Origin of the sequence: uncultured Salegentibacter sp. (assembly GCF_963972535.1) — a bacterium.
Lineage (GTDB): Bacteria > Bacteroidota > Bacteroidia > Flavobacteriales > Flavobacteriaceae > Salegentibacter.
In genome coordinates this window covers 1-6155 of sequence record NZ_CAXAVR010000135.1, presented here as the reverse complement: position 1 = coordinate 6155, position 6155 = coordinate 1, and the positions used below count along the sequence as shown (strand labels likewise).

Annotated in this window: 8 protein-coding genes; 4 read left to right on the top strand and 4 right to left on the bottom strand. The window is 39.2% G+C overall.

The window, feature by feature from the left end; translation table 11 throughout:
* Nucleotides 1-1038: 1038 nt before the first annotated feature.
* Nucleotides 1039-2013: a D-alanine--D-alanine ligase gene (locus AACZ30_RS12415; RefSeq protein WP_339649695.1), complete on the bottom strand. Its 975-nt coding sequence runs from the start codon at nucleotides 2011-2013 to the stop codon at nucleotides 1039-1041.
* 178 nt (nucleotides 2014-2191) lie between these two features.
* Here AACZ30_RS12415 and AACZ30_RS12410 point away from each other — a divergent pair, with 178 nt between their 5' ends.
* The 4 genes from AACZ30_RS12410 to AACZ30_RS12395 are packed head-to-tail and all read left to right on the top strand — an operon-like array spanning nucleotide 2192 to nucleotide 4399.
* Nucleotides 2192-2809 (top strand): PASTA domain-containing protein, encoded by a 618-nt coding sequence (locus tag AACZ30_RS12410; protein WP_075327534.1) that lies wholly within the window; start codon nucleotides 2192-2194, stop codon nucleotides 2807-2809.
* Complete coding sequence (locus tag AACZ30_RS12405; protein ID WP_339649692.1) at nucleotides 2809-3855, top strand: RluA family pseudouridine synthase; 1047 nt, start codon at nucleotides 2809-2811, stop codon at nucleotides 3853-3855. Before AACZ30_RS12410 ends, AACZ30_RS12405 begins: the two co-directional genes overlap by 1 nt.
* A gap of 36 nt (nucleotides 3856-3891) precedes the next feature.
* The gene (locus AACZ30_RS12400) at nucleotides 3892-4125 is read left to right on the top strand and encodes a hypothetical protein (protein ID WP_339649691.1); all 234 of its coding nucleotides are present in this window, start codon (nucleotides 3892-3894) and stop codon (nucleotides 4123-4125) included.
* The gene (locus AACZ30_RS12395; RefSeq protein WP_339649690.1) at nucleotides 4115-4399 is read left to right on the top strand and encodes a type II toxin-antitoxin system RelE/ParE family toxin; all 285 of its coding nucleotides are present in this window, start codon (nucleotides 4115-4117) and stop codon (nucleotides 4397-4399) included. Before AACZ30_RS12400 ends, AACZ30_RS12395 begins: the two co-directional genes overlap by 11 nt.
* Before the next feature lie 111 nt (nucleotides 4400-4510).
* Here AACZ30_RS12395 and AACZ30_RS12390 read toward each other — a convergent pair whose 3' ends face one another.
* From AACZ30_RS12390 to AACZ30_RS12380, 3 genes are all read right to left on the bottom strand, one after another.
* Nucleotides 4511-5239, bottom strand: a complete 729-nt coding sequence (locus tag AACZ30_RS12390) for an SDR family oxidoreductase (protein WP_339649689.1) — start codon at nucleotides 5237-5239, stop codon at nucleotides 4511-4513.
* 357 nt (nucleotides 5240-5596) lie between these two features.
* Complete coding sequence (locus AACZ30_RS12385) at nucleotides 5597-5845, bottom strand: hypothetical protein (RefSeq protein WP_208226177.1); 249 nt, start codon at nucleotides 5843-5845, stop codon at nucleotides 5597-5599.
* A gap of 94 nt (nucleotides 5846-5939) precedes the next feature.
* Nucleotides 5940-6155: TIGR03643 family protein (locus tag AACZ30_RS12380; RefSeq protein WP_339649688.1), on the bottom strand; the 216-nt coding region annotated here is incomplete at its 5' end.

Below are 6155 nucleotides of genomic sequence, written 5' to 3'. Positions count from 1 at the left end.
ATAGGATCAAAAGACCCCGGAAATACTGCTTTTTTCATAAATCAAATTTAGTCTTCCCCGTGCAGACGGAAATCTAATTTAGTCATTTTTAGATGAATTTATTCCAGTTCTTTCTTCACTTCGGGTTTTTTGATGGGAGGAGGAAGTATGACAAGTGGAAATTAACAAGCAATGTCATCGCGAGCGAGGAACGAGCGTGGCGATCTTTTGTTAGAAATTAAAACCTCCCAGGGAAATAAAACTAATCCAAAACAATTACCACGTCTCACTATCATTTTTCATTTTTTGCTCGCCCAAAAAACGAAACAAAAAAAGGCGTCCTATGTGGAGGTGTTTTTTGGCAACAAGGCCAAAAAAATCGCAAATCAGCAGCTAAATTTACTCCAGGGCTTCAAAAATTTTTAACTCTGCTGATTTTCTACACTCACACACGGAGTGTATGTCTCGCTACGCTCGAAAGGTCATATTTTAAGTTAGATAATTTTTTCTGAGAGCTTGTACAAACAGACCTCACCTCGATTTTCCGACGTAGGAGGAAGTATGAGAAGTGGAAATTACCAGGGAACGTCATCGCGAGCGAGGAACGAGCGTGGCGATCTTTTCAAAAAGCTCTCCTCCTTCCTAAGGAGGAGTACCCAAAGGGGGAGGTGGTTTGTTGTTTGGAACTATTCGTCACTTCGAGTTTCCAACGCGAGGAGGAAGTATCGAGAAGTGGTATTGACACTCAAACCTGTTCTCGATATAGTTTTTTAAAGCTACCGCCTTAAAAATTCTACTCGAACAGACGTTATGGTTATTTAGGAAAGTGTTTTAAGCGTCATCCTGTCCCGAAGCGTCGGGATTGTTTCAGAGCCTGTCCGATTTTTTATCGGGGATCTAAGTTGTTGGTGATTAAAACATGTTAGAAGCTGAAACAAGTTCAGCTTGACGAAATAAAAAAATCGCAAAATCACGAACAAATTAGGCCCATATTTTTTCTCCAGTGAGATTTCCCCTTCGGTGCTTGTCCCGAATTTACATCGGGAAGCTAGGGGGCTGCTACTTCAAAGCCGTTTCAATCGCGCTTCCGTAGAGATCGGTTAGAGTGATTCCGGCGGCTTCGGCTTGTTGTGGCAGAATACTCGCCTGGCTTAAACCTGGAGTGGTGTTCATTTCAATAAAATGAGGCTCGCCATTATGAAAAATAAATTCCGATCGGGTAAAGCCTCGCATTTTGAGTTTTTTATAAATCAGTTTAGCGATTTCCTGTACCTGCTTGGTTTTCTTTTCAGAAATATTCGCAGGGGTGATTTCCTGTGATTTTCCTAAATATTTAGCTTCGTAATCAAAGAATTCATTTTCAGAAATTATCTCGGTCACCGGTAGCGCCTTTACTTTCCCTTTATAGGTGATCACGCCTACAGAAACCTCGGTGCCATCCAGGAAAGATTCAATAATCACTTCATCATCTTCTTTAAACGCGGTTTTTGTAGCGGGAACTAATTCTTCTTCAGTTTTCACTTTAGTAATTCCAAAACTACTGCCGGCGCGATTGGCCTTAACAAAACAAGGTAACCCCACCTTCGCAATAATTTCTTCCGCATTCACCTTATCCTCTTTATTTAGAAAATAATTAACTGCAGTTTTTATTCCGTAAGGTTTTAAAACGCTTATCAGGTCGCGTTTATTAAAAGTTAATGCCGCCTGATAATAACCACAGGTAGTTTGTGGGATTCCTACTAGTTCCAAGTAAGCTTGCAAGAGTCCGTTTTCTCCCGGTGTACCATGAATAGTATTAAAAACACAATCGAAAGAAATTGTTTTTCCGGCAATTTTTACGGTAAAATCGTTTTTATTAATCGGGTAGGGAGTATCATCATCGGCCACCACAAACCATTCTTTTTGCAAAATATGCACGCGGTATGGTTCGTACAAATCGCGGTTAAGGTGTTTGTAAACCATATTTCCGCTATTGATGGAAATTCTATATTCACTGGAAAAGCCGCCCATGGCGATGGCAATTTTTTTCTTCATTTCTCCGTTATCAGTTGTCAGTTATCTGTTTTCGGTTAACAGTTTTTCAGCTATTTGGCCTGGTTAGAATACTCTTTGAGAACTCAAAACCCAGAACCGATAACTGTAAGAACAAATCTACAAACAATCTGTCACCAAAAGCAGGGGTTTTATATCTTTGCTGCTTAGAAACAAATGTATGGGATTCTTTAAATTTATTTTCAGCAAAACCTTTTTAATTCAATTAGTGATTGCTGCCATTGTAATTGTGGTACTTGCTTTTTTAGCTCTTAGATGGTTAGATTATTCTACCAACCAGGATCAACGAATTGCAGTGCCAGACCTCTCTAAACAGTCTTTAGATGTGGTAGACGATCAACTGGCTGAACTCGATTTAAGGTATGAAATCCTGGATTCGGCAAATTTTAATCCCGATTTTCCGCGATATTCTGTAATAGAACAAGTACCGGAACCGGGACAATTTGTAAAGGAAAACAGAAAGATTTACCTTACATTGAATCCGTCTGGTTACCGAAAAATAATGATCCCCGATTTGATTAGGAGAACCCGCCGCCAGGCCGAACCTACCTTGCGATCTTTAGGTTTTGAAATTGGTGACGTAAGTTATAAACCCGATATTGCCGAAGACGCGGTATTAGAATTAAGACATAAAGGTAAAAAACTGGAACCGGGAGATGAGTTGATGAAAACTTCTAAAATTGATCTTGTTTTGGGCGATGGCTCGGGAAGATATAGAATGGAAGGTGAAGAAGAGCAGGATAGTATAACTTCTGAAGAGGAGGAAATAGAATTTTAATGAAGGAAGACGAGCAACACGAAATAGAGGAACAGGACGAAACTTTATACGAACATCATAAATTTGAGGCCGGTCCCGGCCAGAGTCCGTTGCGGGTAGATAAATTCTTAATGAATTTTATTGAAAATGCCACGCGGAATAAAATTCAGAAAGCCGCCAAAACCGGTAATATTTACGTTAACGAAGAGCAGGTAAAGCAAAATTATAAAGTAAAAGCCGGTGATGTGGTGCAGGTAATGTTTGAGCATCCGCCGTATGAGTTTTTGCTGACACCAGAGAATATTCCGTTAGATATTGTTTATGAAGATGATACCTTGCTGGTGGTAAATAAACCGGCAGGAATGGTAGTACATCCCGGCCATGGAAATTACAGCGGCACGCTTATAAATGCCCTGATTTACCATTTTGAAAATCTGCCAAACAACTCCAGTGATCGGCCAGGTTTGGTGCATAGAATTGATAAAGATACCAGCGGACTTTTAGTTATCGCCAAGACTGAGGAAGCAATGGCGCACCTCTCCAAACAGTTTTTTGATAAAACCAGCGAACGCGAATACGTTGCCCTGGTTTGGGGAAATGTTGAAGAAGATGAGGGCAGGGTAGAAGGCAATATTGGTCGCCATCCTAAAAACCGTTTACAAAACACGGTTTATGAAGGTGATGAAGCCGAAAAAGGAAAACCGGCAGTAACCCATTACAAGGTTTTAGAACGCTTTGGTTATGTGACTTTGGTTTCCTGTAAGCTCGAAACCGGGAGAACGCACCAAATTAGGGTGCATATGAAACACATTGGGCATACGCTGTTTAACGACGAGCGCTATGGTGGTGAAAAGATCTTAAAAGGAACCACTTTTAGTAAATACAAGCAATTTGTAGATAACTGTTTTAAGATTTTGCCCCGCCAGGCACTACACGCCAAAACCCTTGGGTTTATCCACCCAAAAACCGGCGAGGCAATGAGCTTCAATACCGAAATCCCAGAAGATATCCAGGCTTGTATCGAAAAATGGCGCAACTACGCCAAAAACCAGAAAGAGGTTTTGTAAGGTTTTTTCGTTAACTTTATTAGAAAGCTTGTTGAAATGGAAAACATACACCTAAAAGTTAGTACTAGAGAAGCCTATAAAGACTTAATGGAGTTTTTGGAAAAGTTTGATAAAAATGAACTCGAAATTATCCCTGATTCAGATTTTGAAAAGCAAAAAGCAAATCTTCAAAAGGAGTGGAAAGCAATTGAAGAAGGGAATTCCGATTTAATGGATCTCGAAGAATATGACAGTTATCTGGAAAAAGTTATAAGTGAATATGAAGATTAAACTATCTTCGAAATTCAGGACTAAACTTGAACGTCAGGTAAGATATATTGCAAAGGATAAACCCGCAGCTGCTAGAAAATTTAAAACCGACTTATTGTCTGAAATTCGAAAAATTTCAGATTACCCATACTCTTTTTGTCCATCAATTTATTTTGAAAATGAAAATATCCGGGAAATGATTTTCAAAGGATATGTAATCATTTTCCGGATAGATTCTGAAAATAAAATAATTTTAGTTTTTGCTCTTTTAAAACACGAAAATTTCTCTCAATAAATTGTTTAAAAATATCCCAAAAGCTCCTCCCCTTATTTTCAAGGGGAGGTGGCTGCAGGCGGGAGGGGTTCCTGTTCAAATATATTTCTCAATTTTAAAAACTACTGTTTTCTAGCTCTTTCCGGTAGGTTTTATAAGCAACTCATTAACATTCACACTATCGGGTTGGGTGGTGGCGTAAAGAACTGCATCGGCAATATTTTGGGGAGCTAATTTAGGTTCACCGTTGCCATAGTCCTTGTCTTCCAGTAGTTCTTCATCGCTAATGTCTTCACGAAGCCTTGTTTCTACTGTTCCCGGTTCTATAGAAGTCACTCTAATATTAAAGTCGGGAGAAAGTTCCATTCGCATGGCGCGGGAAAGTTCTATAACTGCAGCCTTAGAAGCACCATATACAGCGCCGCCTTCAAAGATTTCTTTTCCGTCTACCGAGGCTATATTAATTATATGTCCGCTTTTTTGTTTTTTCATTGTTGGGAGCGCAGCGTGAATACAACGTAGCGTTCCTTTTACATTTACTTCAATAGTTTGTAGCCAGTCTTCCAGCTTTCGGTTTTTAAGGTAGGTAAGGGGCATTACTCCAGCCGAATTTACCAGAATATCTATCTTTCCAAATCTATCGTATATTTTCTCAAAAGCTTCAGTCACACTTTTATCGCTGGTAACGTTCATTTCCACTTCAAAACTATCGCTAAGGCCTTTTCCTATATCTTTCAATTTATCCAGGCTACGGCTGGCTAAAGCTACTTTACAGCCTTTTTTAGAAAGTTCTTCGGCAATAGATTTACCAATTCCGCTACTTGCGCCGGTTACTACGGCTACTTTATTATTCAAATTCATGTTTTTTGTTTATTGGTTGGTTTGCAAGTTGGGAGGAATTAGAAGTTTAAGGCGTTAAAGAAGTTTGAAATAACAGGAGTTTAACGAGTAGGATCTTTATAGGAATCCAGGATTAAGGGTTCCCCATCACCCCGAACTTGTTTCGGGGTCTCAGTAATTTTAATTTCATCAGATTATCAGAGCCTGCGCCCAATTCTTGATCGGGAGTTCTAATAGGTATAGATTAATCATCATTCTAAATCCTGAAATATCCCGAAGCTTCGGGACATCATATCGTGAGATCGTCACCCTGAGCTTGTCTCAGGGTCTAGGTTATTTCTTAAATCTGCAAAAGAATTAAATTTATAAACGCTAATCTCAATTCAACGAACAATTTACCTGGGTCATCATTTTCCAGGCGCAGCTAAATTTTGGAAGTTTTTTAGCCGAATTCAGTTTTTTCTTAAATCTTATTTTTATGAATTTCCCTCCAGAAGTCTTGTATTGGTAATTCGCCGAATTAAGCAAACGCCCGTTATAATCTATAATAATTCCTCCGGTATTTCGCCAAAGAAAACTACCGCTAAAGGCTTTAACAAGCTTGGGATATTTACGGGAACCTTCCATTTTTTTTAGTTATTTGGAAGTATAAGATAAGGAAAAGATGTGTTAAAATTAAGTTTGGGAAGAAATTAATTGATTTCCAGGGGTTTTAAAATTCTTAATATTTCTTTTTTGAAATGCGATTCCCGGTAATTTGGCGTTGTGCGGCAGACTTAAACCTGGAGATCTCCATATCCCTTAGTTTTGCGTGTTTGGTTTTTCTACCCTGTACCCTGGCGCGCCATTTTCTCCAATTGCGCGGGTGCATTTGCTCTTGCATAAACTTAATCACCTCTTTTTCGGTAAGTCCAAACTGGTATTCAATAGCTTCAAA

Excerpts from the sequence above, each read along its gene's own strand:
- AACZ30_RS12415 (WP_339649695.1), bottom strand. The coding sequence starts at position 2,013 with ATGAAGAAAAAAATTGCCATCGCCATGGGCGGCTTTTCCAGTGAATAT.
- AACZ30_RS12410 (WP_075327534.1), top strand. The coding sequence starts at position 2,192 with ATGGGATTCTTTAAATTTATTTTCAGCAAAACCTTTTTAATTCAATTA.
- AACZ30_RS12405 (WP_339649692.1), top strand. The coding sequence starts at position 2,809 with ATGAAGGAAGACGAGCAACACGAAATAGAGGAACAGGACGAAACTTTA.
- AACZ30_RS12400 (WP_339649691.1), top strand. The coding sequence starts at position 3,892 with ATGGAAAACATACACCTAAAAGTTAGTACTAGAGAAGCCTATAAAGAC.
- AACZ30_RS12395 (WP_339649690.1), top strand. The coding sequence starts at position 4,115 with ATGAAGATTAAACTATCTTCGAAATTCAGGACTAAACTTGAACGTCAG.
- AACZ30_RS12390 (WP_339649689.1), bottom strand. The coding sequence starts at position 5,239 with ATGAATTTGAATAATAAAGTAGCCGTAGTAACCGGCGCAAGTAGCGGA.
- AACZ30_RS12385 (WP_208226177.1), bottom strand. The coding sequence starts at position 5,845 with ATGGAAGGTTCCCGTAAATATCCCAAGCTTGTTAAAGCCTTTAGCGGT.